Source organism: Leisingera sp. MMG026, assembly GCF_021654205.1.
In the GTDB taxonomy this organism is placed as follows: domain Bacteria; phylum Pseudomonadota; class Alphaproteobacteria; order Rhodobacterales; family Rhodobacteraceae; genus Leisingera.
The window spans coordinates 108686-131396 of record NZ_JAKFZM010000007.1 but is presented as its reverse complement, the minus strand read 5'-3'; the positions used below and the strand labels follow the sequence as shown (position 1 = coordinate 131396).

Genomic DNA, 22711 nt, shown 5'->3' with positions numbered 1-22711 from the left:
GGACGGGACCCCTAGGACAGGTGGGTCGCCCGGTGGTGAGGGCGGCAGAGCCGCGTCCCTGCGGGCCGCGGCGTGAAGCGGACACCAAGGCTGCCTGAGCCTGAATGCGACGTAAGTATATAATTGACAGCTTGGTATATTATCGTAAGGTAGGGGCAGCCTTGGTGGAAGGTGGCAGGAAATAGGGGGTCTTTCTTCGCATGTCGCGCTCAAAACGTCTCACAGATGCGGACCGCATGGAGATCGTTCGCGAAGCTGCGGAAGGCGTTTCCACTTCAGTGCTGGCAGAACGGTTTGGCGTGTCGGTGCGGGCGATCCAGTACACGCTCAAAGCCGATGCCGAGCGCCAGACGGATGCCGCAATTCCGGTCTCAGCGGTCAGTGTGAAGGTCACGGCTGCGGAGCTTGCGGCGCTCGACGAGGTGCTGGCCGAGGCCGGAATCGAAAGCCGGGCCGAAGGGCTGCGGCGGCTCATTCAGGCGGCAGGCGGGGTGTTCGTTCCGGACGCGCAGATGGCAGCCGAGATGGCGCGTTACCGCGCTTCACTGCACGAGGTCGGCAATGGGGTCGCGCAGATTGCCAAGCAGATGACGCAGGCCAACCGGCGGGGGCAGGGGGCCGTGGGGGGCACGAGTGCCGAGTTCACCGAATTGCGCCTCGCGCAGATGCGCGGGCTGGCGCGGTTCATTCTGGATTCCGCGGACGAGATCGATCTGCTTCTGCGCCGCCGTCGAGACGCGATGCAGCTGCAGGCCACGGCCGCGCTGAGGGAGTTTGCCCATGCGGCTGAATGATGCTGTCGACGCCGTCACGGGCGAGGTCTTCCGAGACGGCTGGAGCCGGATCCGGGGCTCGATGCAGGGGCTGCATGTCGCCAAGCAGACCCAGCTTGTGCGCGCGGCAGCAGGGCACCGGCCGGCGGTCTTCAAGGCGATCCGGGGCGGGGGCACGCATACCAAATCGCAGCTCGCAAACCAGCTCGATTACCTCACCACCAAGTCCACCCATATCGTCGACAGTAGCGGGTTTCTGGATGGCAAGGCGAAGCTCGAGGCGGGTGACATCAAGGACCTCACAGAGCGCTTTGCCAAGCGGTGGGATGCGGGCTTCAAGCCGAAGCTCGGGCAGACAACACATATGCTCATGTCCTTCCCGATCGGCACGCGTGGAGAGGATGTGCGCGACATCGCGACCGATGTGGCCGAGCGGTTCTTCCAGACCGACGCGGGGCATTTCGATTACATCATCGCGGTGCATGAGGACCGAGATCACCCCCATGCGCATCTGGTGCTGAACCGCCGCTCGCAGGAAGGTGAGTTCTTCTTTCTGGGGCGCAACCATCGCTTCAACTATGACGACTTCCGCCTCGCCATGGTCGAGGAGGCCGAGAAGTACGGTGTGCGGCTGGAAGCCACGCGGCGGGTGGATCGCGGGGTTGTGCATTACCCAGCCCGGACCAGCGAGGTTTATGCGGCGAAAGAAGAGGGTCGCGCGCCCCGCGAGCGCGAGCGTGTGGGGACAGACCTGACCCGGACGCTGGCGGAGATCGCCAACACCAGAACCGTCTACCATTCGCTGGCCACAGAGGCCTCCCGGGAGGCCCGCGAAGACATCGCCGCGGCGCTCTTCCGCGCGGGCGAGGTGTTGGCCCATGGCGGGCAGGTGGACCGAACAGGAGATGTGTATATGGCCGAGGATCAAAGCTTCGAGGATCTCAGAAGCCTCTATGCGGAAAAGCTCGCGCGGGTGCAGGGCATGATCGCCGAGAAGTCTGACGCGGAACGTCCCGTGCTGGAAAAACGCCTCATCGAGATCCAGGCGCAGGTCCAGCACATGCAGCCCTTGGGGCTGCGCTCGGGCTCGCTATCAGAGGCCCCCTCGGAGGGGGGGATCTATTCTGAAGCCAATATCGACGCCAGCCAGCGCGAGCGACTGGCCGAGCCCGACTTGAGATCGCGCATTGACGTAGCACTACGGGGCACGGGGATCAGCACATCGGAAGTGGTGGCCCGGATCGAGACGGGCGCCTCAAATGCAGCGCTTGAGCATCAATGGATCGCCAATGATCTCTCCAAGGTGGCCGAGGCGCGCGATCTGAACCTCGAACGCCGCGCCGATCTGGAACAGGCCCGCGACATTCTCAACGATGTGCACGTCGAACTTGGCACGATGCTGGAACAGGAGAAGGTGCTGCGCCGGGATGGTGTCATGGAAGCGGAACCGATCAGCGAGCGGTTCCATTATCACCGGGACGCGGTCCGGGCGATGGAAGGGACAATCCGTCAGGAGATGCGCGCAGAGGGCCTGACAGCGCAGCAGGTGGAGGACCGGGACTGGGAAGTGGTCTCGCGGGCGGAGCGTCGGATCGAGACGGAGCAGCGCGCGTATCTCGAGGCACACCCGGACTTGCTCGCACGTCCCGGCGATGTGATCGACCGGTCTGAGCCTTACAGGGAGACCATCACCGATGCGGCCCGCGCCAGCGAGATCACCCGCGAGGTCGACCGCATCATGGAGGGACGCGACCTCCGCGTGCCGGTTGCAGATGCTGTCACGGATGACTTGCGCGCGCGCTATCCGGACATGCCGTCCCACCTCGCCCGCGGGCTTGGCGCGACCTATGCGGCCGTCGTCGAGAGCCGGGACACGGAGGTCATCAATCAGGTCCGCCGCGAAAACGAGTTGCGCGACAGGCTCGGGTCTGGCACGCGCGACGACATCCTCGCAACCCGCGATGAAACTGCGCCGCGGTCTGACAATGCCGACCGCCTCGCAGACGAGATTGCGCGTGTTCTGGACCATGAGCGGGCGGGGGAGTTGTCCGCGCCCTTCGAGAGCGAGGCGGAGCGGGACGCCTTCCGCGACGAGATCGCGCGGGTGCTTGATAACCGTCAACTTGAGCGGCTCACATCTGGCGATGCCGATGCGCTGGAAAAGGTTCTCGAGGACCGTCTCGACCGGCTCTATGTCGCCAAGGTCTACCTGCAATCGGATGCAGCGACGGCCAACACGGAGGCCTTGCGCCAGGTGGTCGATGATCTTGCCGACACCGAATATGAAAAGCACCGCCCGACAGACGTGGATGGCGAGACCGAGCGGGGCCAAGTCCATTGAGCGCCTCCATGGGAAAAGCGCGGATCGCCACAGGCGTCCTGCTGGTGACGCTGGTGACCGGGGCCATGGGCTATACCATCGCCTCGGCGGTGCTGACCTACCAGGATCTCGGCTTCGGGGCCGAGATCGACTTTGCATATATCGCGCAGAACTATCTGGCGATCCTGGACCGCCGCCCGGTGGATGCGCAACTTATTCACCTGATCATCGGCAGCTTCGCTGCCGCCGGCCTGATGCTGAGCCTCGCCCTCTCGGGGTCCGCCCTGACACGCTTTGGCCAGACCCATTGGCAGACCGCGCGCGAGATGAAGGCCAATGGGTTCTTCGGGGCGCCCGGCACCGGGTTCATCCTCGGCAAGCTGGGGCCGCCGGGCTCCCGCGCCAATTACATCTGCTCGAAGGTTTTCCCGCATGCGCTGATCGTGGCCCCCACCGGTCGCGGCAAGACTACGGGCTTCGTCATTCCGAACCTGCTGACCTGGCAAGGCTCCGCCGTGACGCTCGATGTGAAGGGCGAGTGTTTCGAGGCAACGGCCCGGCACCGCGCAGGCCAAGGCGACAAGGTCTATCGCTTTGCCCCCACCGATTGGGAGGGCAAGCGCACCCATCGCTACAACCCGCTCCTGCGCATCCATCAACTGAAAGATCCCGCGCGCCAGCAGATGGAACTGCAGCTCCTGGCGACGCTGTTCCTGCAGAGCGACAATGACCGGGTGCAGGGCCTCCTCAAGGGCGGGATCGATCTCTTCGTGGCGGCAGGGCTCTTGGCCTTCCAGCGCAAGCGCCCCACCTTGGGCGAAATCTATCGGATCGCCGCCTCGGGCGGGAACAAGCAGAAGGAATACTTCGCGCGCGGCCACGAGGTCGACAACAGGGCCGCCAAGCTGATCTTCACCCGGCTGGCCTCGACCAATAATGACACGCTGACCTCTTACGTCTCGCTCCTGATGACCTCGGGGCTCGATCAATGGCAGAACCCGGCCATCGATGAGGCGACGGCAGTCTCGGACTTTGATTTCCGCACGATCCGCAAGAAGCCTTTTTCGGTCTATCTCGTGGTCCAGCCGCTGATGGTGAAACCCCTCGCGCCGCTGATCCGGCTCTTCTTCTCCGATCTCCTCTCGGCGATGCAGGAAAAGGACCCCGGGCCGGATGAGCAGTGGCCAGTGATGATCATGCTCGACGAGTTCAATCGCTTGGGCAAGATGCCCATCGTGGTCGAGAGCATCGAGACCCTGCGCACCTATCGCGGGCATTTGGCTGTGGTCACGCAAACCATCCCCGCCCTCGATGAAATCTACGGCGAGAACACCCGCCGCGCCCTGCAGGGCAACGCGGGCGTGAAGCTCTACCTGACGCCTTCTGATGAGAAGACCGTCGAAGAGCTGAGCAAGGCGGTTGGCAAGACCACGAAGACCGTCATCACGCGCTCCCAGTCCATCGGCAAGAACCCCTTTGAAGGACGCAGCCAGTCCACCCGGACCGAAGAAAGCTCTCTCCTGCCCGAGGATGAGGCGCGCCGCCTGCCGCTCGACGAGATCGTCATGGTGATCGATGCCCAGATGCCGGTCCGCGCGAAGCGGATCCAATATTTTGACGATCGGCTGTTCAAGGCGATCCACGCGGCGCAGACGGGGGAGTTGCCGTTTCCGAAGCCGGGGGGAGGGGGGCCGCAGGGCACGCTGCCGCTGAGTGTGCGCGCCATGCCGATGACGCCGCCTTCGGACGGAGCAGGCGGACCCGACGCCGACGTTGAGGCCGCACGCCACGCTGCTGATGGCCAATCGTCAGGGCAAACCGATGTCACCCCAAAGAAGACTGCGCCTGTCGTTCAAGCCGTAATCGCCGAGGAACAGCGACAGATGGAAATGGATTTTGGGGGCCAGGTTGCGGATGCCGAGACAGTGGGCGTGGATGATGAGGCGCAGATGCGCTCTGCTGTCGATGGATTGGATGAAATGGAAGAGATGCTGCGAGAGGAGGAGGGTGGCAAAAAGCCAATTCACCGGTAGGGCGGTGGGCATGGTCTGACGGTCATAGAGGGCGGACAACGGCCATTCGCTGCAATTCGCGTGTATGACAGCTATTCCACCGAGCTTTCTGATTACTCTGACTTGGTCTGTCCCGCACTAAGGACGTCGAGCAGGGGGCAATCTGGTGTGTCCGAGCCGGTGCAGCGTGCGATTGTCTGAGCGAGCACGGTCTCGATCACTTGGAGATCGCGGATCTTGTCGCGCACTACCTCGAGATGGTGGCGCCCCATCCGCTCGACCTCGGCACAAGTGTGGCTGCCGCGATCGACGAGAGATAGCAGCCCGCGGATCTCTTCCATAGTAAAGCCAAGGTCCCGCGCGCGCATCACGAAGTTCAGCCGCTCCACATGTGCCGTGCTGTAGCGGCGATGGCCCGATGCGGTGCGTGGCGGATCAGGCACCAGGCCGACATTTTCGTAATAACGGATCGTCTCGAGGTTGCAGCCGGTCAGCCTGGCCAGATCGGAGCGTTTGAGCTCGCTCGCGGGGGCGTGATCAGCCGACATGAAATTTCTCCTTGATCCTGTAGCTGCTACAGACCCTATCTTGTCAGTCATCGAACGACAACAGGGTGACACGATGACGATCGAGACGAACGATACCGAACGTTGGGAGGGCGACAGCCCCGACAGGACCGGATGGACCGCCACTGGCGCCGGGGTGCTCGGGGCGCTGGCGATGACCTCCTGCTGCATCCTGCCGCTGGTCCTGGTTAGCCTTGGCGTCACCGGGGTCTTCATCGGCCAACTTACAGCGCTCTACTCCTACAAGTGGATAACCCTCTCCTTCGCCTTGGCGGCGCTCGGCTATGGATTCTGGAAGGCTTACCGACCTGTGTCTGCCGAGGACTGTGGCACCGGGGTCTGCGCGCGCCCGGTGGATCGCGGCCTGATGCGCGGACTGCTTTGGGGTGCGCTGGCCGTGGTGCTGCTGGCCTTGGTCTTTCCCTATGTCGCGCCGCGCATCCTAACCTTCTGATATCGGAGCCCATCATGAGACAAGTGTTACTCGCTGCCATCCTCTGGATCTCGCCGACCGCGATCTTTGCAGCCGAAGCCGAGACCCGCCTGCACGTCACTGGTCTGACCTGCCCCTCGTGCAGCTATATCGTCGCCACTGCGCTCAAGCGCGTGGAGACTGTGGAGATCGCGGAATTCCTCGAGGGCGAGGCCGAGGATGGCGTTTACGTCCTGCACTATGACGATCTCGCCACCGACCCGGACCAGCTGATCGCCGCCGTCACCGGAGTGGGCTATGGAGCAACAGTGGCCCAGGAAGACGTCTCGTGAGCGAGCGCGAGACAAACCCCAAGGACGACCGCATGCTGAAATACGGGCTGATCGGCACCGTCCTGGTGGCGCTGTGCTGCTTCACCCCGGTCCTTGTGGTCCTGCTGGGCGCGGTCGGGCTCTCGGCCATGCTGGGCTGGCTCGACTTCGTGCTCCTGCCGGCGCTGGCAGTGTTCATCGGCATCACCATTTTTGCGCTCTGGCGGCGCCAACGCACGAATTGAAGAGAGAATGATATGAAAGATTGCTGCACTCCCAAGGGCGGTTACGATCTCGCTGTGATCGGCGCTGGTTCGGCCGGATTTTCGGCCGCCATTACCGCCGCCGAAGCCGGGGCTCGAGTCGCGCTGATCGGCGATGGGACGATTGGCGGGACCTGCGTGAACGTGGGCTGCGTGCCCTCCAAGGCCCTGATCCGCGCCGTGGAGGGCCTTCACCACGCCCGCGCCGCCAATCGGTTTGACGGCATCAGTGCCGAAGCCAGCGTGACTGATTGGACTGCGACGGTTGCGCAAAAGCAGGCGCTCGTTGAGGAGTTGCGCGCGGCAAAATACGCCGACGTGCTGCCTCGGCACGAGAACGTGGACTACATCGAAGGTCGCGCCCGGTTCGACGGCAAAGGCAGTCTTACCGTAGACGACGCGGCGTTCCCGGCAGCGAAGATCGTTATCGCCACCGGATCGCGTCCCCACGCGCCCGCGATCCCCGGCATTCAGGATATCGGCGCCCTCGACAGCACGTCGGCGCTGGAACTCACCGTTCTACCCGCCTCAATGCTGGTCCTCGGTGCGGGCTATATCGGCGTGGAGTTTGCGCAGCTCTTCGCCCGTGCCGGTGTCGCGGTGACGCTGGTCAGCCGCCGCGGTGTGCTGCCCGAGGCCGAACCCGAGATTTCCGAAGCACTGGAGGGCTACCTCGCTTCCGAGGGTATTCGCTTGGCGCGGGTCGCCGGCTACGAGAGCGTGGTGCGCGACGGCGACGGCCTACGTTTGACCGGTAACGGGGGTGAGAACTTCATCGCCGAGCGACTGGTGCTTGCCACCGGGCGGGTGCCGAACAGTGATGGCTTGAACCTCGGCGCGGCCGGGATCGTGACCGGCGCGCGCGGCGGCATCGTGGTGGACGCGCAGATGCGCACCACCAACTCGAACGTCTGGGCCGCTGGCGATGTCACAGGGCGCAACCAGTTCGTCTATATGGCGGCCTACGGCGCCAAGCTCGCCGCCCGGAACGCGGTGGCGGGAGAGGCACGCAGCTACGACAACAGCACGATGCCCTGGGTCGTGTTCTCCGATCCGCAGGTGGCGGGCGTGGGACTGAGCGAGGCACAGGCCCGCGCCGCTGGACACGAGGTCCTCACCTCGGTCCTGCCGCTCGACGCAGTCCCCCGCGCGCTTGCCGCCCGCGACACGCGCGGTCTGATCAAGCTGGTGGCCGAGGCAGGCAGCAAACGCCTGCTGGGGGCGCAGATCCTCGCCCCCGAGGGCGCAGACAGCATCCAGACCGCAGCGATGGCGCTGAAAGCCGGGCTCACCTACGAGGAGTTGGGCGATACCATCATGCCCTATCTCACGACAGTGGAAGGGCTGAAGCTTGCGGCCCAGACCTTCGAGAAGGACGTGGCCGCTCTCAGTTGCTGCGCTGGGTGAAGGCATGAGCGGAAAATCGAAGCGCGACCTCCTCGGTTCGACTCTCGGCGCCGCTCTTGCCTGGTGGTTGCCGATAGGTGCCATGGTGCTGGCGATTCCACTGCCCGATGGACCCAAGATGGGGATCTGGTTGCTGGCATTGGTGTGGATGGGAAGTGCCTGCCTGTTCAATGCCCGGCGCTGTGGCCGGGTCCATTGCCGCTACACCGGGCCCTTCCTGCTGGCGATGACGCTTCCTGTGCTGGGCCATGGCACGGGGCTGGTGCCGCTCGGAGAGGACGGCTGGCGTTGGCTCGGCATTGCGACGGGTGGAGGCACTATGGCGATCTGGGGGCTGAGTGAACGATTGATGGGTCGCTATCGTTGAACGCGTAAGCGGCCCCAGACTGACAAGCATGAACGAGGAGCACATATGACCGAGACACTCGACCTGATCGTCATCGGCGCCGGCATGGCCGGGATCAACGCCGCGAAAAAATGCAGCCAGGCGGGTTGGTCCGTCGCCATCGTCGACGAGCTGCCTTATGGCGGCACCTGCGCACTCCGGGGCTGCGACCCGAAGAAGATGCTGCGCGCCGGCGCCGAGGCGGTGGAGGCCGTGCGGCTGCTCGAAGGCAAGGGCGTCGCAGGAGAGACCAGGATCGATTGGCCCACGCTGATGAAGCACAAGGAGAGCTTCACCGACCCGGTGCCCGAGAGCATGGAAAGTGCGCTGACAGAGGCCGGGGTGAAAACGCTACATGGCCGCGCGCGCTTCACCGCCGAGGACCGGATCGAGATCGACGGCTACGGCGAGATCGCCTTTCGCCGCGCACTGATTGCTACGGGCGCAAAGCCGAGGCCGCTGAAATTTCCCGGTGCCGAGCGACTGATCGACAGCACCGATTTCCTGAACCTCGCCGAACTGCCGCGCCGGATCGCCTTTGTCGGTGGCGGCTACATCTCCTTCGAATTCGCCCATATCGCCGCGCTGGCGGGAGCTGAGGTGACAATCCTCGACCGCGGCGCACGCCAGTTGAAGATGTTTGACCCCGAACTCGTAAAGATGTTGCTCGAACGGAGCCGCGAAGCCGGGATTAAGATCGCGGCCGAGGCCGAAATGGAACGGATCGAGGACGCGAATGGGGCGCGCCGGGTGCTCTACCGCAGGGCCGGTCAGAGCCATTCCATCGAAGCCGATCTCGTCGTTCACGGTGCAGGTAGGGTGCCTGCCATCGACCATCTTGACCTTGCGGCTGCCGATATCGAAACCGAGCACGGTGGCGTGAAGGTCATGCCTTGGCTGCAATCTCCGTCGAACCCACGCATCTATGCGGCCGGAGACGCTGCCGCCTCGCCAGGAAAGCCGCTGACCCCGGTAGCTGTGTTCGAAGGTAAGATCGCCGCCTCCAACATGCTGAAGGGCAAGCGGACTGAACCCGACTACACTGGAGTGCCGAGCGTGGTGTTCACCATACCCGAGCTGGCGCGGGTCGGGTTGCTCGAGGAAGAGGCGCGAGAGGTGGGTGATGTGGAGGTGAGCTTCACCGACACCTCGGGCTGGTTCTCGCAGAAGCGCATCGGTGAAACACATGCCGGTGCGAAGATTATCACCGGCAAGGATGGCAAGATCCTCGGAGCCCACATGTTCGGCCCGGAGTATGCCGAGCTGATCAACGTCTTCTCGCTGGCGATCAAGCTGGGGCTGACGGCGGCGCAGGTGAAAGCGATGCCTGCCGCTTACCCGACAGGGGCTTCTGACTTGGGGTCAATGTTCTGATGGTGCAACGGCTTTCCGTTGCGCACTCCTTCATGTTAGTAACACCCCGGAACCGGACCTTCGCGACTCGATATGTGAAGGTCCGCTACGGGCCGTCACCGTCGGCCAAGTCGACCCAGTCTCGCCAGCTGCGCCAGCATTTTTGACCCCGAGTCTGCGGATCCTGCGCCTCCTGCGGAACCCGTCTGCCCCATGCCCTGCCTCACGGGCATCTGCTGCACGCCGAAGAACTGCCGCGCCCTGAGGGCTGCGTATTCTGCGCCACTTGCGCCTCCGATCAGGTAGCGATTGTAGGCCTGCTGGCTTCCCATGGCGGCGCGGGCAAAGCTGTAGCCGCCGCCGAGACCACCGGAGAGGGCGGGCATCATAATGTTTCCGGAGATCGCGCGGACGATGAAGGGCGTGGCAATGATGAAGCCCTTGGCCATGAGCACCATCATGAAGAAGGGAATGAGCGCGCCGATGTTTGAGGCTCCCTCCGGGTCGCCGAGTTCGCCGATGAGGGCAGAGGAGACACCCGTGATTGTCGCGAACACACCGGCCACGACTATGGGGTAGAGCGCGAAGGAGACCAGCGCCGACAGCCAGCGCGCGAAATAGTCCTTGGTGACCTCGAAGAGGGTCAGGAAAATCATCACCGGTGCGATCCCGATCAGAAGTGCGATCATCAGGCGGGATGCCACGAGGATGAAGGCGGCCAGCCCGCCGAGGATCGAGAGCAAGAGGACCCCGACAATGTCGAGCATGGCCCCTGCCATCCAGTTCAGCTCGGACCCAGCGGCGTTGAGATAGTCCCCTAGTTCCGCGATTAGCCGGTCAAACTCTTCTGCGAAAGTGCCAGAAGGGCCGGGAGTTCCACCACCAACGGAAGCAACCAGCGCACCCGCAATGCTGTCGATCCCGGCCAGGATGGCGGAGGAGAGGGCGTTGAACTGCACCCAGTTGGTTGCAAATATCCCGATGAGCCCGATCTTGACCGCGAGCCAGAATGCCGTGCGTCCGTCCATCGCCTTGTACTGGTAGACCATGTTCAGGAAAACGAGAACCACCACCAGCGTTGTTCCCAGCACCAGAAGCGTGCCAACCGTTGCCGCAACCGATCCGAACTGGGTTTCTGCGGCGGTGTCGAGATAGCCCTGGGAGGTTTCAACGAAGTAGGTGACGACACTCATCGCGGGGCTGCCTTACCAATTACCTGCGGCGTCGCAGATGGCCTTGGCGGCAGTTCGGGCGGCGTTGGCGCGGCGGTTGTAGGCGTCGGAGGCTTCGAGCATTTCCCATCGTTCGTCGCTCGCGTAGCTCTCCCGAAACACCGCTTCGGCAGCGTCCCAGGACGGGAACCGGATTTCGCAGGCGCAGCTGACGGTCTCGACAATCCGCTCGAGGTTCTGGGCGCGGTAGATGTCCTGAACCAGAACTCGCTGATAAGATTGGCGCAGGGGGATCTCCTGCATCCACACGGGTTCAGCGGGCCGGTCTGGACAGACGTCGAAACTGCGCTCGAGGGTCGGCACGAGATTGCGCTCAGCGAAGCCGGGTGCCGACGTCAGGCCCAGGACCAGCGCAGTCAGTACGAGGGTACAGCTCGCCTGCCTCATGCCGTGGATCCGGTGGCTGTGGTTTCACGCTTCAGGAAGACCGTGTGTCCCACATTGGCGAATTCCGAGGAGCTGATCGACACCACCTCCCAGCCTTTCGCACCTTTGGCATTCAGGCTGGCCTGCATGTCGGCAAGGCTGGCTTTGCGGGTCATGGGAAAGGACAGAATATCGTATTCAAATGTCTTCATTGGGAAATTCCAATCTCAGTTGCGCCGGGGAGGTAGAATTCTGTGATGCCGCGTTTGCCGTCATGGCGGCCGGCCTGGATGATCACGTCGATGGAGTTCTCGATGTACTGGATCATGTCGGCATAGGTCATCGGGATTTCGGTCTTCAGCGCCGCGATCGCGAGCCGCTGCACGGCCAATTGCGGGGTTTCGGCATGCAGCGTGGTCATCGAGCCTCCATGGCCGGTGTTGATGGCTTCCAGAAAGGTCATGGCCTCCTTGCCGCGCACCTCGCCCAGGATGATCCGGTCGGGGCGCATGCGCAGCGTGGCGGTGAGAAGCACATCGGCGGTCTGGAATTCCGCATCGCGATTGGCGATCAGGGTCACAGCATTGGGCTGCGTCGGTAGAAGCTCGGCGGCTTCTTCGATGGTGACGATGCGTTCCTCAGACGGGACATGGGAGAGGATCTTTCGCGCAGCGACGGTCTTGCCGGTCGAGGTGCCGCCCGAGACGATCATGTTGAGCTTGTTCTCGACACAGAAGGCGAGGGCGTCATCGATCAAACCGGAGGCCACGACCTCGCGCAGCTCGCGCGTTTTCTCGAGGCGCAGTTCTTCGAGCTTGCGTTCCTTACCGAAGAGAAAGTCGAGTTCGATGCCCTTGAGCGGCAGGCTGGAAAAGAACCGCAGGCTGATCGACGAGGCCGAGAGCACGGCGGGCGGGGTGATGACCTGTGCGCGGATCGGGCGCCCCTTGTAGGTGATCGAGACCGAGACGATGGGGCGGTCCTTGCTCATCGTGGTATTGGCCGAGGAGGCGATCTGGTTGCCGAGGTCCCTGACCTGAACGCCCGTCAGCCTTTGATCCAGCGCGCGCATGAAGTGATCGCCCTGGAATTCGCCCCAACAGGTCCCGTCGGGGTTGATACAGATCTCGATGACATCGTCGCGGGCGGCGGCGTCGATCCGGTCAAGGGATGTCTCGAGATAGCTGAGCGACATCGGGCTAGAAGATCTCCAGATCGCGGTCGACCATGACGGTGACGCGCGCGCCTTGGTCGACATAGATGACGGGGCCGATGGAGAGGTAATCGCCAATGACGCTGTCCGTGGCATCTGCCAGATCATCGCCAACGTCTTCGAGAACGTCGGCGGCAGTCTCATCCTGGACCTCGGAGGCGGCGGCACTTGGCGCGGCCGAAATCAGCGAGATCAGGGCGGCCGACCCGAAACGCTCGGCAAAACGCGTGTCCACGAAACCCGTGACGCCGGAGCGGCCAAGTTCATCGCCCCCGAAGGAGCTGATCTGGACGGTTTGGCCCGCGGGCAGGATGATCCGGTCCCAAGCGATCGTGACGCGGCGCTGCGCAATATCGACGCCAGCGCGGTAGCGCCCGACGAGACGGGATCCGCGGGGGATCAAGAGGCGCGCGCCATCGACGCTGTAGACATCCTCGGACACCACGGCACGGGTCTGGCCGGGCAGTGAGCTGTCGAGGGCGGTTTCCATGACGGCCTGGATCATGGTGCCCTGGATGATGGTGTTGGAAGGATTGGCGATCACCTCGGCCTGCGTCACGGTGGAGGGCAGCGCACCGTTCAGCACGAAATCCGTCACCTCGCCGAAGGTGCGTTCGGTCAGAGCCGTTTCATTCGCTCCTGAGGCACCGCCAAACGCGATGGTGGGCGAGGCGATGCGCCGCTCCTGGAAGGCGCGTTCCTCCGCGGCCCGGCGCTCCAGCTCGGCCATGCGCCGGGCTTCTTCCTCGCGGCGCAGTCGCTCTTGCTCGCGTGCGCGCAGCTCATCTTCCGTGGGGCCCGCTGGTGCGGGTTGCGGTCGGCTGGCCTCGAGTTGGGCCAATTCCAGATCCATGCGGAGTTGTTCAAGACTTCGATCCCGCGCCGTCAGTTCGTCCTGAAATCGTTGCTGTGCTGCTTCCGAGGCGGCTTGTAGCGCCGCGATCTGAGCAGTCAGCGCGTCAATTGCCTCTGCGGCGGCGGTGTCTTCCTCGACAACTGGTTCAGGGGCGTTGCGCAACTCCTCGATCTGGGCCTGCAGGGCGGTGATCTGCGCCAGAAGCTCCGCGTTGGGCTCGACGGGGTCTGGTCCGACGAACACAACCTCGGGCTCGGGCGGGGGCAAGGTCTCGATAGCGCCAAAGCCGTCCCCTTCGTTTTGGAAGACGTCCGGGGTGGCCGTCGGTAAGGCTTCCTCTTCGTCGGGCTGTGAGAGGAGATAAAGCAGGGCACCACCCACGCCGATGACGAGGATCACGATCAGCGCGAGAAGGGGCGACCGGCGCTGCGCCGCCGTGGGGGCGCGGGCACTGCCTTTCTCAAGGGCGGCGAGGCGTTTTTCCAGCTCGGTGTTCCCGGTATCGCTCATGAGGTGGCCTCCGCGGGCGCGATCGCCTCGATGCAGACCACCTCTTCGCCAAGTCGCAGGATCCATTGGCGGTTCACGCCGCTGACGCGGATCACGCCGTCTTCAGGGGTTTGCGTGTTGACCGTGCGTTCACGGCCGCCCGCGTAGCGGAAGATCGCTGGCACAGGTGCGTTTCTCGGAAACGCGAAATACGTGAACGTCCCGTCATCCCAGATGCGCGTTGGCGTGAACTCGGTCCGCGCGCTGGCGCCGTAATTGTAGTTTGGTGCTTGGGCGGCGATGGCCCGGGTCGGGCGCGCAGCGTCATCAGGATAGCGGAACTGCACCACGTAGAAGGTTGGGCTGCGGACCTCCTCGACGTTGAAGTAGTAGCTCCGGCGGTTCGTATAGACTGTCACATTGGTATGCACCCCGCGCGCGACGGGCTTGATCGCGAAGGCCTGACCGCCCGGGACGCCGTCGATCTCGAAGCCCTCGGTGTCGCCCGCGATGATCGAGCGGATGCTTTCGCCGATCCCGAACTCGATGGTGGTCACATGGGTGAGTGACACGCTGAGACGGTAGACCTGACCCTCCTGGTAGGTGGCCAAGCGCACCCGGCTGTCGTTGGGACCGCCACGCGGGATGGCTTCGGCGGCGACCAACCCCGGCAACAAAACGATAAGGACAACAAATGCAATTCGTACGGGAAACAAGATCAGTTCTCCAATCTGTCGGAGCGGATGGAATATTCGAGGACGGTGAAGCCGAATGGATTGGTCCAGACCTCATCGATGGAGCGGCGGGTCTCCGGGCGGAACTCGAAGAGAAGCGTCGCAGTGAAGAGGCCGGTCTGGGTGCCGTTAATGGACGTCAGGCGCTTGCGCAGGCGGACCGTCGCGCGGTTGGTTCCGATCCGGTTGATGCTGAGGATTTCCACGTCGAGCCGAGCATTGGGGCCATAGACGGTCGGCGGATAGTTTTCATTTGCGCTGTTCCAGATCTGGCGCAGCCCGCTCTCGGCAGCTCCGTCCGAGCGGCGCAGGACGCTGCGGATGCGCAGATCGTTGTCGAGCTGGTTATAGACCTCCCGGTCGGCCACATAGCGGAACACCTCCGCCTCGATGATCGCCTGGTTGGCGGTCACCGAGGAGGCGCCCACCGAGGCTTCGGGGAGTGCAAAGCCGGTGGCGGGATCATAGGGGACAACGACGGGGGGCGGATCGACATCGAGGATCGCGACTGCTGCTGCGCTCAGACAGCCGATGATGCCGAAGACAAGACCTGCCAGACCAAGGCGTTGCCAGAGCCGTTCGCGGCGCAAGGCACCGTAGACCAGTTCTTCCTCGATGATTTCTTGTTCAGTCGCCACCCGTCATGCCCTCGCGATCACTCGGCCCGGAGGTCCGGTAACGTGAAATCCATGAAGCGCTGCTCTTCGGCGATGGTGGCGGCATCGATCACGCCGCCTGTGCCATCGCCTACGGTCTGGATGGCTTCGAGTTGCCACATGGCGACCAGCGCAATGGCGAGCTCCGCGGTCACGCGCGTGTTGAGATCGATGCTTTGCTTGAGCTCTTCCATGTCGTCGATGAGCCCGACAAGGCGGTCTACCCGCTCGAGCGACTGGCCGGCATCTTCATAGCTGTTCTGGGCGGCGGCTGAGACGAGTGCGCCGGTTGTTGCCTGCGTGGCCACACGGTTGGCCCCGGGATTGCCGCTGGTGGCCATTTCCGAGAGCGTGTCTTCATCGAAGCCGAGATCGGCCAGCACCCGGTCCATCTGGGTTTCGATCTCGCCTGCACCGGAGCCCGACAGACCTGAGAAGTCACCCGTCTTGATGGCCTCGATGGTGGCGAGGATGTCTCCGAACTCCTGGTCGAGCAGTCCGTTCAACTCGTCTTCCATTTCCGTGCGGATGATTTCTGGAAGCTCGGCAAGTCGGGTGAGCGCTTCATAGGTTCTTTGCAGCTCCGCGAGTTGATCCGTGAGAAGGCCGAGCTGTTCGCGGAGCTGCGTCAGCTGCTCGTTTTGCAGGATCTCGTCTTCGATCATCTGCCGGAGCTGCTGGATGTTTTGCGCGATGTTCTGGGTGTCGACGACGGGCACGCCCTGCGCCGCGGCAGGGGAGAGGGCTCCCAGATGCAGGCCAATCCCAAGCGTTGCGGCCAAGGCCGCTCTCAGAAACTTCCGTCCCATCATTCAATCTCCCTGATCGTAAAATCCATGAACGCGCCTTCGGCCATGCGGGCGCTGGCCTGGGCCAGCTCCTCGGCAGAGAGGACTCGGGTGCGGGCCGCCTGAAGCCGGATGCGTGCAGCGACGAGGCGCACGAGTTCGGCGCGGGCATAGGTGTTGAGCGCGATGCTTTCTTGCACGTCTTCCGTCTCGGAAATCCGCTCGACGATGTCCGCAATACGGAAGGCGGCTTGCCTGATCGCGGCGGGTGAGTTGTTACCATAGAAGGCCGCGCCGTGCCCGGTGATTGAGAGGTTGGCATTGGCCAGAAGCGCGGGGTCGATCGTGCCAAGCGCTTCGATCCCGCCGATACGGCTCAGGTAGAGATTGTAGCGTTCGGGAATGACCTGAACGTAATGCTGGGTTTCGGCAAAGGGCGGCACGCCGCCATACTCGAACACCCGGCCGGGTCCGGCGTTATAGGCCGCGAGCGCGTTGATGATGTTGCCATCGAATGTGTTGAGCTGGGTCGCGAGATAGCGCGCGCCGCCATGCACCTGCAGGTAAGGGCTGTCATAGTAATCCGGGTTGATGCCGAGATCGCTGGCGGTGCCGGGCATGATCTGGGTGAGGCCATAGGCGCCGACGGGAGACCGTGCCCCAATGGTGAAACGGCTTTCCTGCCAGATGAGCGCTTGCAGCAACGCGCGCCATTGGACGGGTGAGAGACCAGCGCGGCCGACACCCGCAAAGTCGCTGGTTTCCTGGGCGACGCGGATGATGAGCTGCTCGATGTTCTCGGCGGCGTCGCCGAACATCTGCGCACCGCCGGGATTGGGGTCGATGTCGGCATTGCCATAGACCGCCTCGACTGACCGGGCCGGATACCCGCTGCCGCTTTCCAGCCCCGAGACCATAGCCGGCAAGCCCTGACCGCCGAAGCTGGTCTGGGCATCGAGGATGCGTTGCAGGGTTGCCAGCTGTTCGCGCTCGATCTCCGCGATGAGTTCGCGCACGGCGAGCTTGTCGGCCTGAACGGCCAAGTCAGCCTCGCGATCACCGGTCTCGACGATGTCACGCGAGGTCAGCCCACTGTCATTGGTCGGCACACCTTGAGACAAGGCGAGACCAGGCAGCAGGCAAAACGCGAGGATATGAGGCAGGCTAGACTTCAATGTCGCCCTCCGGCGCATCTAGAGGCGTGAAGGTGCAATCAGGCGCGACAGGGGCTGTCGAGGCCAGGAAGGTGAAGCAGTTTGCCTGCGGTTCGCGATACTGCGCACAGGAAGCGAGCAGGCCGAGTGCTGTCAGGGACAAGAGAATACGGATCATGAAAGCCTCCAGAAGTCCGGGCGGGTGCGATAATCGGCGCCAACGTGCGCTTCGCCCTTTTCCATGCCGCCAAGGATGGTGAGATTGGGTCCAAGCGCGCTCAGATCGGCATCGACGACGATCGAGCCCTGATCGTCACGGATGAGCGCCAAGCGGCTGTTGCTGCCCGTGTTGAGAAGGACGTCGAGCTCCTTCTCCGTGAGGTTCAGCATGGCGTAGTCCGCAGGCTGCGCGCGGATATTGGGCAGCAGGATCTGCGTCGGCACGGCCTCGACGATGGTCTTGCCGGTCCGGGTGCGCTCGAGCTGGCTTGCGTATTGCGTCATCATCACCGCGACGGTGTTCTGCTTGCGCGCAGTCACGAGCCAGTTCGACAACCGTTCGGCGAAATATGCGTTGTCGAGCGCCTTCCAGGCCTCGTCGATCACGATGATTGTGGGGCGACGATCCTCGATCTCGCGCTCGACCCGGCGGAAAAGATAGGATAGGACCGCCATGCGTTCTTTCTCGGCCTCGCTGTCGAGAATGCCGGTGAGATCGAACCCGACCACTTCGCCTTCGAGCGAGAACGTATCTTCCAGCGTCTGGCCGAAGATCCACCCATAGCGGCCGTCTTCGGTCCACTCAAACAGGCGCTGGTGCAGATCGCCGCCATCATCGGTGGACACAAAAAGCGATGCGAAATCCCGCCAGTTCCGCAGGGCCGGATTGGAGGCCTGCGCGTTCTGGCGCACCACTTCCTGGATGCGGTTGGTCTGTGCCGGGGTCAGGGGCTTGTCGGCGCGGTAGAGCAGCGTGGTGAGCCAGTCCGAGAGCCAGGCGGTGCCGCGTGCATCGGTTTCGGTCCAGAGCGGGTTGAGACCCGTAGGCTGACCGGCGTTCAGGGACGCGTAACGCCCGCCATTGGCGCGGACCGCCATCTCCATACCATTACGGTAATCGAAGACGAAGATCCGTGCGCCTGCGCGACGGGCCTGGGTCATCAGGAAGGCCGACAACACCGATTTACCCGACCCGGGCCGTCCCATGATCAGGGTATGCCCGCTGGTCGGTTCTTTGTCGGGCGAACCTTGCTCGTGATAGGAAAACCGGTAGGCGCTCTGCTCCGGCGTGGGCAAATAGGTGACGACCCGGCCCCATGGGGTTTTCGCGGCGGGTTTGCCGAGCTGTGTCCGGTGAAAGGCCGCAAAATCCGCGAAGTTGCGATTGGTGACGGCGCTGGCACGGACGCGCTTGGGCTGGTTGCCGGGATGCTGGCTCAAGTAATGCGCCTTGGCCGCGACCCGCTCGCCGATCATCTTCACGCCTTCGGTTGCGGCGGCGTTCATGATCTCGGCGCTGAGGGTTTGCAGTTCTTCGAGCGTGTCGCAAAAGAGCGTCACGACCATGTGATGCTCGCCGAAGCTTTGGCGCTTGGCCTCGAGATCATCGGCGGCGATGTCGAGGGCTTCCAGGAGCGAGAGGGCCGCGTCCTGGCTGGCCTGCATCTGGCGCTTTTGCCGCTTGATGCGGCCCGCCATGAGGTTCGAATTGATCGGCGTGAAGGAGTGCGTCACGATCATGTCGACCGGCAGGTTCAGCATGTCGAACATGGTGCAGGAGGTGGCCTCAGCATATTCCCCGATGGTGAAACTCTTGCCGTAGCGATGGCCCACGACGCCTTCGGAAAGCTCGAAATGGTCTCCGTGAAACGTTACGCGGGTATTGGCGACGTTGAAGGACAAAAAGCCGTAGGTGTTGGCCGGGTAGAGCGGCAGCTCGGTGCCCGTGTTCAGCGCGCCCAAGAATCCCACCAACTCTCCCGATCCGGCTGAGAGCATGCGCGGCTTGAGCTCTGCGAGGCCGGACAGGAAGACGTTCACGGCCTCACCGAGGCGCTGCAGGCGTTTGCGGGTCTCCTCCTTCAGTCGGTCCGGCGCGCTGCGGCTGAGGAACGGCAGGAGGCTTTTCGGGGGCGGGCGGTGAATGACGGTGAGCGTCAGTGTTTTGTCGCGGAGCCCGCTGGTCTCGAGTTTCGCGCGCCAGCGCCGGTCAACCTCGCCTGCGAAGCTGTCCTCACGGATCGGGTCGAGATCAGGTTTGATGGCCTTGGAGACCTTGTGGACGTAATAGCTGAATTCCGGCCCGAGCTGCGCGACGATGCGGGCAAAGAGCGCCGTCACCTTGTCGAGATAGGCATCGTCCGTCGTGTAGCTGTTGATCCCCTCGAGCCGGATGCAGCGGAAGAGTTCGTTCACCCGGGTCCGCACGGTCTGGTCGTCGACGAGGCTCACATAGGGCAGCATATGCGCGAGGCGGGTCTCGCGCGCATACCAGTCCGGCGTCATCGTGCGGGCATCGAGCGCAGCATCACGGGCGTCATCACGGGGCATAGCTGTCCCCGCCATGGATGGACCTGTTGCGCGTGGGCGGTGTCTCCTGCAGGGCCGTCATCATCACGTCGATGAAACGCGGGTCCCAATCGGCGGCCTTCCACAGCACCGGATAGAGAAGGGTGGCCACGCCCAGCACCGCGATGTGCTGGACCCAGACGAACAAGAGCACCGAGCCAAAGAGCCAGACCATCGCGTACATGATGGGCAGGCCCAGAAGCTTCGGCGGGCGCACGAGGCCGAGAAAGAGAGGCGAGCGCTCAGCCACCGGCAAAGACCGCGGCAACGATGGTGGGGGCAGCCGCGACACCGGCGATGCCCACGAGGACCCAAAGCGCTTGGCGCAGGTCGATGATGTTGAAGAACCAGCTCAAGAAAACGCCGAGAACGGCAAGCGTCGCGATGACAACGCCAAGTGGGCCGGTCAGCGCATCCACGATGCCCTGTAACAGGCTCTGGATCGGGGAGAGATCAATGCTCTGGGCGAGGGCGGGTTCGGCAATCAGCAGGAATAGCGCCAGCGAGGCGACAAAGAGGTTTGAAATCTGTTTCATGAATTTGATCCTTCCAATCGGGCCGCGACGGCCATGACGCGGGCCACGTGGTTCTGGGTTTCTCGGTAGGGGGGAACGCCGCCATACTGGCGGACCGCATCGGGTCCGGCGTTGTAGGCAGCCAGCGCCAGGTGCGGATCGCCGAACGTCTCCAGCATTATCGCGAGGTAGCGGGCGGAGCCGTCGAGGTTCTGCAGCGGATCACGCGGGTCGACGCCCAGATCACGCGCCGTCGCTGGCATCAATTGACCAAGGCCAATGGCACCTGCACTTGAAATCGCATCCTGCCGGTAGGCGCTCTCAACCTCGATATTGGCCCGATAGAGAGCCAGCCAATCCGTCACGGAAAGCCCCGCGCGACGCAGGCCAGGATGGCCGGCATAGCGCAAGGCCGTGGTCTGAATCCCGGAGAGAACATCGGCGCGGGGCAGGGGAGTCATGCGGGCAAGGGCCGCGACTTGGACGCCCTCTTGCTCGGCCTCTACCTCGCCGAAGATCGCGATCCCATCGGAAGCCGAACTCTGACCAATCCCGTCATAGTAGTTTCGAGCAAAGCTGCTTTGGGAGCGGGACGGGATCAGGGAGCCGTCGCTCTCCATGACCAGGACCATTTGCGCTGAGGCAGGTGCTGCGACCAGCCAGAGGCAGACGAGGTTAGTTGTCAGCGGCCTTGTCTGACGAGGCTTTGTCTGACGGGGCGAGTTTATGCGTGCGGCTTGTGCCCGCCTCAAGCGGCAGGTCGACATGCGCAAAGCCAAGGCCAATGAAGAAAGACACCACGCCGGAGATCGTCTTGAACTCGCGGATCTTGATATCGTTGTAGGTCGTCCGTGTGCGGGCGGTGACGAGGAGCTTTTCCACCCCATCATCAGAGACAACGCGCATGATCCAGACCCCGTAATAGCTGGGGCCTTTCTTATGTGCCGACTCCTGGCACAGGATTTCTGCGCTATAGCCGCTTTCCACGAGCTCGCGGAACCTGGCTTCCGTAACCACATTTGGTGCTTCGATGTCCCAGTTCATGGCCCGGCTCACGCTTTCTCCAATGGCGCGACCCCAGGCATTCCTACTTGAAGCCCAGAGTTACGATAGTATATTATCAACCGCAAGATGTAATATCGTGCTTTGGCTGTAGTTTGGTTACGCAAACACTAGTCACGGCCAGTGTCCGCGATCAAGGAGATAACAGGTTTGAGAAACCCAAGGTTGACATGCCTGCTCCCATTGCAAGCTATGGCCCTTCTGATCTGCGTTCCTGGGCCGGTTTTGGCGGAATCCTGCTTTGCGCCATCCCGTCCTTTCCTGCCAAGCGATTCGCAGGCCGCGCGGGACTATGCGGATATCATCCGCGGCGACTTCGAAGATTACATTCAGGATATCCAGAGCTACTTCCGTTGCCTCGACGGTGAACGGGCCCGCGCCTTCGAGGAAGCGCGCGAAGTCAGCGAGGAATATGGCCGGTTCCTGCAATTGGTAGGGGATTGATGGGCAACCTCGGGAGCATCAGACTTGCAGCCCATGGAAACCAGACGCCGATAACACCCTCATATATCTACTTTTTAGATAACAGATTTCATCCGCTAGCGACGTCACAAAAGGTATGTGACGCGTGGCAAAGACAATCAGAAGCAAGGGACAAGTGGCACTCTGTCAGGCGTTGGTCGACGCCCGTGTCAAAGCGGGCCTTGGTCAGAAAGACCTGGCAGACAGGCTCAGATGCCACCAGTCCCTTATTGCCCGCCTTGAGAGCGGCCAGCGCCGGGTCGACGTTGTCGAGCTGGTCGTCTTGGCGCGCGCCATCGGCTTTGACCCGTTCGAGGTTCTGGCGATCGTTGAAGCCGCCACGGAGCCCGACCACAGGATTTGAAGCCAATGAATTGTTGAGAACACGGGAACCCACTTTCCCGGTCTGATGATCATTTCCTCATCGAGGACCAGTTAGCCAACATCAAAGAAGCCCGGCGCGCGGTCGTAGTGAACGCTCTGCAACCCCACGCCGCAATTCGCAGCGCCGCAGTGCAGGAAGCCAGTAAACAGTGAACGAAGATAAGGGTGAGGGCGTCGCGATCGCCAATCTGATCGGGACCGATGGGTGCAGTGTTGTTGGTTGGGTTTATCGCTGGAGGACAGGCTCACATGCGGTGATGTGGGACGTCCAAGGGCCCCAGCCGGTATCGGAAACCCGGCCGGATATAAGTGACGAACAGAAGCAAGAAATCGACTTCGATGCGCTGACGAGGATCGGAAGAAGCGACGACGGGTGAACAGAGCGAACCCGCGGTGTTTGCCTAAACGC

General features: G+C 63.0%; 28 protein-coding genes. 12 read left to right on the top strand and 16 right to left on the bottom strand.

The window, feature by feature from the left end:
- The first annotated feature begins 200 nt into the window (after positions 1-200).
- From L1069_RS05800 to L1069_RS05790, 3 genes are read left to right on the top strand one after another with little or no spacing between them, the layout of a single operon-like run.
- Positions 201-794: a helix-turn-helix domain-containing protein gene (locus L1069_RS05800; protein ID WP_096708177.1), complete on the top strand. Its 594-nt coding sequence runs from the start codon at positions 201-203 to the stop codon at positions 792-794.
- Positions 781-3114: a relaxase/mobilization nuclease domain-containing protein gene (locus L1069_RS05795; RefSeq protein WP_096873516.1), complete on the top strand. Its 2334-nt coding sequence runs from the start codon at positions 781-783 to the stop codon at positions 3112-3114. The genes L1069_RS05800 and L1069_RS05795 overlap by 14 nt, the downstream gene beginning before the upstream one ends.
- A gap of 8 nt (positions 3115-3122) precedes the next feature.
- On the top strand, positions 3123-5126 hold the full coding sequence (locus L1069_RS05790; protein ID WP_237455018.1) for a type IV secretory system conjugative DNA transfer family protein: 2004 nt from the start codon (positions 3123-3125) through the stop codon (positions 5124-5126).
- 92 nt (positions 5127-5218) lie between these two features.
- Here L1069_RS05790 and L1069_RS05785 read toward each other — a convergent pair whose 3' ends face one another.
- Positions 5219-5653, bottom strand: a complete 435-nt coding sequence (locus tag L1069_RS05785) for a helix-turn-helix domain-containing protein (protein WP_024099322.1) — start codon at positions 5651-5653, stop codon at positions 5219-5221.
- A gap of 73 nt (positions 5654-5726) precedes the next feature.
- On the opposite strand from L1069_RS05785, the gene L1069_RS05780 reads away from it, so the two are divergent.
- The 6 genes from L1069_RS05780 to L1069_RS05755 are packed head-to-tail and all read left to right on the top strand — an operon-like array spanning position 5727 to position 9844.
- Complete coding sequence (locus tag L1069_RS05780) at positions 5727-6125, top strand: mercuric transporter MerT family protein (RefSeq protein WP_024099323.1); 399 nt, start codon at positions 5727-5729, stop codon at positions 6123-6125.
- A gap of 14 nt (positions 6126-6139) precedes the next feature.
- Positions 6140-6436, top strand: coding sequence for a hypothetical protein (locus L1069_RS05775; protein WP_024099324.1), 297 nt, complete (start codon positions 6140-6142; stop codon positions 6434-6436).
- A gap of 32 nt (positions 6437-6468) precedes the next feature.
- The gene (merF, locus tag L1069_RS05770) at positions 6469-6660 is read left to right on the top strand and encodes a mercury resistance system transport protein MerF (protein ID WP_081731463.1); all 192 of its coding nucleotides are present in this window, start codon (positions 6469-6471) and stop codon (positions 6658-6660) included.
- A 12-nt stretch (positions 6661-6672) separates the two neighbouring features.
- A complete protein-coding gene (gene merA / locus L1069_RS05765) occupies positions 6673-8085 on the top strand; it encodes a mercury(II) reductase (RefSeq protein ID WP_024099326.1) in 1413 nt (470 codons plus the stop codon).
- 4 nt (positions 8086-8089) lie between these two features.
- Positions 8090-8452 carry a hypothetical protein gene (locus tag L1069_RS05760; protein WP_027238612.1) on the top strand — a complete coding sequence of 121 codons (363 nt, stop codon included), beginning with the start codon at positions 8090-8092 and terminating at the stop codon, positions 8450-8452.
- A gap of 45 nt (positions 8453-8497) precedes the next feature.
- On the top strand, positions 8498-9844 hold the full coding sequence (locus L1069_RS05755) for an NAD(P)/FAD-dependent oxidoreductase (RefSeq protein WP_024099328.1): 1347 nt from the start codon (positions 8498-8500) through the stop codon (positions 9842-9844).
- Positions 9845-9939: 95 nt separating this feature from the next.
- Here the strand turns inward: L1069_RS05755 and L1069_RS05750 are convergent, their stop codons facing one another.
- Genes L1069_RS05750 through L1069_RS05680 form a run of 15 tightly spaced genes read right to left on the bottom strand, consistent with a single transcriptional unit; the run spans position 9940 to position 21438 of the window.
- Positions 9940-11016 carry a type IV secretion system protein gene (locus tag L1069_RS05750; RefSeq protein WP_024099329.1) on the bottom strand — a complete coding sequence of 359 codons (1077 nt, stop codon included), beginning with the start codon at positions 11014-11016 and terminating at the stop codon, positions 9940-9942.
- A gap of 12 nt (positions 11017-11028) precedes the next feature.
- Entirely contained in the window at positions 11029-11442 is a 414-nt protein-coding gene (locus L1069_RS05745) for a hypothetical protein (RefSeq protein ID WP_024099330.1), read from the bottom strand.
- A complete protein-coding gene (locus L1069_RS05740; RefSeq protein WP_024099331.1) occupies positions 11439-11633 on the bottom strand; it encodes a hypothetical protein in 195 nt (64 codons plus the stop codon). Before L1069_RS05740 ends, L1069_RS05745 begins: the two co-directional genes overlap by 4 nt.
- Positions 11630-12616 (bottom strand): ATPase, T2SS/T4P/T4SS family, encoded by a 987-nt coding sequence (locus tag L1069_RS05735; RefSeq protein WP_024099332.1) that lies wholly within the window; start codon positions 12614-12616, stop codon positions 11630-11632. The genes L1069_RS05740 and L1069_RS05735 overlap by 4 nt, the downstream gene beginning before the upstream one ends.
- A 4-nt stretch (positions 12617-12620) precedes the next feature.
- Positions 12621-14000 carry a TrbI/VirB10 family protein gene (locus L1069_RS05730; RefSeq protein WP_024099333.1) on the bottom strand — a complete coding sequence of 460 codons (1380 nt, stop codon included), beginning with the start codon at positions 13998-14000 and terminating at the stop codon, positions 12621-12623.
- Entirely contained in the window at positions 13997-14695 is a 699-nt protein-coding gene (locus L1069_RS05725) for a TrbG/VirB9 family P-type conjugative transfer protein (RefSeq protein ID WP_024099334.1), read from the bottom strand. Before L1069_RS05725 ends, L1069_RS05730 begins: the two co-directional genes overlap by 4 nt.
- A gap of 2 nt (positions 14696-14697) precedes the next feature.
- Positions 14698-15351, bottom strand: a complete 654-nt coding sequence (locus L1069_RS05720) for a type IV secretion system protein (RefSeq protein ID WP_024099335.1) — start codon at positions 15349-15351, stop codon at positions 14698-14700.
- Between the two features lie 17 nt (positions 15352-15368).
- A complete protein-coding gene (locus tag L1069_RS05715; protein WP_040104422.1) occupies positions 15369-16178 on the bottom strand; it encodes a type IV secretion system protein in 810 nt (269 codons plus the stop codon).
- Positions 16178-17266, bottom strand: a complete 1089-nt coding sequence (locus L1069_RS05710) for a lytic transglycosylase domain-containing protein (protein ID WP_040104432.1) — start codon at positions 17264-17266, stop codon at positions 16178-16180. The genes L1069_RS05715 and L1069_RS05710 overlap by 1 nt, the downstream gene beginning before the upstream one ends.
- Before the next feature lie 55 nt (positions 17267-17321).
- A complete protein-coding gene (locus L1069_RS05705) occupies positions 17322-17489 on the bottom strand; it encodes a hypothetical protein (protein WP_024099338.1) in 168 nt (55 codons plus the stop codon).
- The gene (locus L1069_RS05700) at positions 17486-19861 is read right to left on the bottom strand and encodes a type IV secretion system DNA-binding domain-containing protein (RefSeq protein ID WP_040182600.1); all 2376 of its coding nucleotides are present in this window, start codon (positions 19859-19861) and stop codon (positions 17486-17488) included. Before L1069_RS05700 ends, L1069_RS05705 begins: the two co-directional genes overlap by 4 nt.
- Entirely contained in the window at positions 19851-20129 is a 279-nt protein-coding gene (locus L1069_RS05695) for a VirB3 family type IV secretion system protein (protein ID WP_027238604.1), read from the bottom strand. Before L1069_RS05695 ends, L1069_RS05700 begins: the two co-directional genes overlap by 11 nt.
- Complete coding sequence (locus L1069_RS05690) at positions 20122-20415, bottom strand: TrbC/VirB2 family protein (protein ID WP_009503803.1); 294 nt, start codon at positions 20413-20415, stop codon at positions 20122-20124. Before L1069_RS05690 ends, L1069_RS05695 begins: the two co-directional genes overlap by 8 nt.
- A complete protein-coding gene (locus L1069_RS05685; protein ID WP_027238603.1) occupies positions 20412-21026 on the bottom strand; it encodes a lytic transglycosylase domain-containing protein in 615 nt (204 codons plus the stop codon). The genes L1069_RS05690 and L1069_RS05685 overlap by 4 nt, the downstream gene beginning before the upstream one ends.
- Positions 21027-21069: 43 nt before the next feature.
- Positions 21070-21438, bottom strand: coding sequence for a hypothetical protein (locus L1069_RS05680; RefSeq protein WP_027238602.1), 369 nt, complete (start codon positions 21436-21438; stop codon positions 21070-21072).
- A 210-nt stretch (positions 21439-21648) separates the two neighbouring features.
- Between L1069_RS05680 and L1069_RS05675 the strand changes: the two genes are divergently transcribed.
- The 3 genes from L1069_RS05675 (at position 21649) to L1069_RS05665 (ending at position 22679) form a co-directional block, all read left to right on the top strand.
- Complete coding sequence (locus tag L1069_RS05675; protein ID WP_008327366.1) at positions 21649-21900, top strand: hypothetical protein; 252 nt, start codon at positions 21649-21651, stop codon at positions 21898-21900.
- Positions 21901-22024: 124 nt separating this feature from the next.
- A complete protein-coding gene (locus L1069_RS05670; RefSeq protein WP_017470289.1) occupies positions 22025-22282 on the top strand; it encodes a helix-turn-helix transcriptional regulator in 258 nt (85 codons plus the stop codon).
- Between the two features lie 169 nt (positions 22283-22451).
- A complete protein-coding gene (locus L1069_RS05665) occupies positions 22452-22679 on the top strand; it encodes a hypothetical protein (RefSeq protein WP_027238601.1) in 228 nt (75 codons plus the stop codon).
- Positions 22680-22711 lie beyond the last annotated feature (32 nt).

Bases quoted from the DNA above. Each gene is read 5' to 3' on its own strand.
- L1069_RS05675 (WP_008327366.1), top strand. From the start codon at position 21,649: ATGGCCCTTCTGATCTGCGTTCCTGGGCCGGTTTTGGCGGAATCCTGC.
- L1069_RS05745 (WP_024099330.1), bottom strand. From the start codon at position 11,442: ATGAGGCAGGCGAGCTGTACCCTCGTACTGACTGCGCTGGTCCTGGGC.
- L1069_RS05790 (WP_237455018.1), top strand. From the start codon at position 3,123: ATGGGAAAAGCGCGGATCGCCACAGGCGTCCTGCTGGTGACGCTGGTG.
- L1069_RS05705 (WP_024099338.1), bottom strand. From the start codon at position 17,489: ATGATCCGTATTCTCTTGTCCCTGACAGCACTCGGCCTGCTCGCTTCC.
- L1069_RS05680 (WP_027238602.1), bottom strand. From the start codon at position 21,438: ATGAACTGGGACATCGAAGCACCAAATGTGGTTACGGAAGCCAGGTTC.
- L1069_RS05800 (WP_096708177.1), top strand. From the start codon at position 201: ATGTCGCGCTCAAAACGTCTCACAGATGCGGACCGCATGGAGATCGTT.
- L1069_RS05735 (WP_024099332.1), bottom strand. From the start codon at position 12,616: ATGTCGCTCAGCTATCTCGAGACATCCCTTGACCGGATCGACGCCGCC.
- merA (WP_024099326.1), top strand. From the start codon at position 6,673: ATGAAAGATTGCTGCACTCCCAAGGGCGGTTACGATCTCGCTGTGATC.
- L1069_RS05750 (WP_024099329.1), bottom strand. From the start codon at position 11,016: ATGAGTGTCGTCACCTACTTCGTTGAAACCTCCCAGGGCTATCTCGAC.
- L1069_RS05715 (WP_040104422.1), bottom strand. From the start codon at position 16,178: ATGGGACGGAAGTTTCTGAGAGCGGCCTTGGCCGCAACGCTTGGGATT.
- L1069_RS05690 (WP_009503803.1), bottom strand. From the start codon at position 20,415: ATGAAACAGATTTCAAACCTCTTTGTCGCCTCGCTGGCGCTATTCCTG.
- L1069_RS05780 (WP_024099323.1), top strand. From the start codon at position 5,727: ATGACGATCGAGACGAACGATACCGAACGTTGGGAGGGCGACAGCCCC.
- L1069_RS05700 (WP_040182600.1), bottom strand. From the start codon at position 19,861: ATGCCCCGTGATGACGCCCGTGATGCTGCGCTCGATGCCCGCACGATG.
- L1069_RS05685 (WP_027238603.1), bottom strand. From the start codon at position 21,026: ATGGTCCTGGTCATGGAGAGCGACGGCTCCCTGATCCCGTCCCGCTCC.
- L1069_RS05730 (WP_024099333.1), bottom strand. From the start codon at position 14,000: ATGAGCGATACCGGGAACACCGAGCTGGAAAAACGCCTCGCCGCCCTT.
- L1069_RS05785 (WP_024099322.1), bottom strand. From the start codon at position 5,653: ATGTCGGCTGATCACGCCCCCGCGAGCGAGCTCAAACGCTCCGATCTG.
- L1069_RS05740 (WP_024099331.1), bottom strand. From the start codon at position 11,633: ATGAAGACATTTGAATACGATATTCTGTCCTTTCCCATGACCCGCAAA.
- L1069_RS05760 (WP_027238612.1), top strand. From the start codon at position 8,090: ATGAGCGGAAAATCGAAGCGCGACCTCCTCGGTTCGACTCTCGGCGCC.
- merF (WP_081731463.1), top strand. From the start codon at position 6,469: ATGCTGAAATACGGGCTGATCGGCACCGTCCTGGTGGCGCTGTGCTGC.
- L1069_RS05775 (WP_024099324.1), top strand. From the start codon at position 6,140: ATGAGACAAGTGTTACTCGCTGCCATCCTCTGGATCTCGCCGACCGCG.
- L1069_RS05795 (WP_096873516.1), top strand. From the start codon at position 781: ATGCGGCTGAATGATGCTGTCGACGCCGTCACGGGCGAGGTCTTCCGA.
- L1069_RS05755 (WP_024099328.1), top strand. From the start codon at position 8,498: ATGACCGAGACACTCGACCTGATCGTCATCGGCGCCGGCATGGCCGGG.